This window comes from Priestia sp. P5_B4 (genome assembly GCF_056400385.1).
The window spans coordinates 1-997 of the sequence record NZ_JBFULJ010001151.1 but is presented as its reverse complement, the minus strand read 5'-3'; the positions used below and the strand labels follow the sequence as shown (position 1 = coordinate 997).

Genomic DNA, 997 nt, shown 5'->3' with positions numbered 1-997 from the left:
GTTATGAACACCCAAGGGATGGACCAGAAGGAAGCACAAAACCTAATCTTTCAGCGTTTTTTTCATCAAGATCCTATGCTAAGAGGGGAAACTACATATAGTAACTTTAAAAAAGCTGCCGAAAGCTTCGATTATTAAATCAAAAAAAGTTGATGAAGGAGAATGACAATGGAAACAGTTAAGGAAGGAAAGCACCCATTTAAACAGTACGAACAAAAATTTAAAGCACTTGCTGATCAAAAGAGATTAGAAATTATGTATGAGCTCTGCCAGCGGGGACAGACATGCGTATGTGACCTAACTGAATTCTTTGGGATGTCTCAATCTAAACTTTCCTATCATTTAAAAATTTTATTAGAAGCAAACCTTATCACAAAAGAAACAAAAGGGACATGGAGCTATTATGATTTACATGACAAAGAGGTAAATCACCTGTTATCTGAGGAGCTTTGCTGTTTGTTTAGAAAAGATACAAGTAAAAGCGGCTCCTGCTCTTAAATTAATATATTTAAAATAATATTGTTTATAATGCGAAGGAGGAAGTGTAAATGAAATATGTTCACGTAGGAATTAATGTAACGAATCTAGAGGCGTCCATGGAGTTTTATCAAAAGGTATTTGGCGTTCAACCAGTGAAAATGAAAGTAGATTACGCTAAATTTTTAGTAGATAAGCCAGGATTAAATTTCACTTTAAACGTACGAGACGAAGTAAAAGGTAATCAAGTGAATCATTTCGGCTTCCAAGTAGAAACTCCTGAAGAAATTCATTCTCATAAATCACGATTAGAAAAAGAAGGCTTCTTTGCTCGTGAAGAAATGGATACAACTTGCTGCTATGCTGTGMAAGATAAGTTTTGGGTAACAGATCCGGACGGAAACGAATGGGAATTCTTTTATACGAAATCTGATAGTGAGGTTCACAAGAACAGCGATGGGCCAAATGAAAAGCTACCTGTAACTAATGCTTGTTGTTAATCATTAGTTAACATAAAACC

2 protein-coding genes are annotated in these 997 nt (G+C 35.1%); both read left to right on the top strand.

Annotated elements, in window-relative coordinates:
• Positions 1-168 precede the first annotated feature (168 nt).
• Entirely contained in the window at positions 169-498 is a 330-nt protein-coding gene (locus AC1DRF_RS29535; RefSeq protein ID WP_043981853.1) for an ArsR/SmtB family transcription factor, read from the top strand.
• 50 nt (positions 499-548) lie between these two features.
• Positions 549-977, top strand: coding sequence for an ArsI/CadI family heavy metal resistance metalloenzyme (locus tag AC1DRF_RS29530; protein WP_477742513.1), 429 nt, complete (start codon positions 549-551; stop codon positions 975-977).
• The last annotated feature ends 20 nt before the right edge of the window (positions 978-997 follow it).

Coding starts and splice junctions, on each gene's coding strand:
- AC1DRF_RS29535 (WP_043981853.1), top strand. CDS start 169: ATGGAAACAGTTAAGGAAGGAAAGCACCCATTTAAACAGTACGAACAA.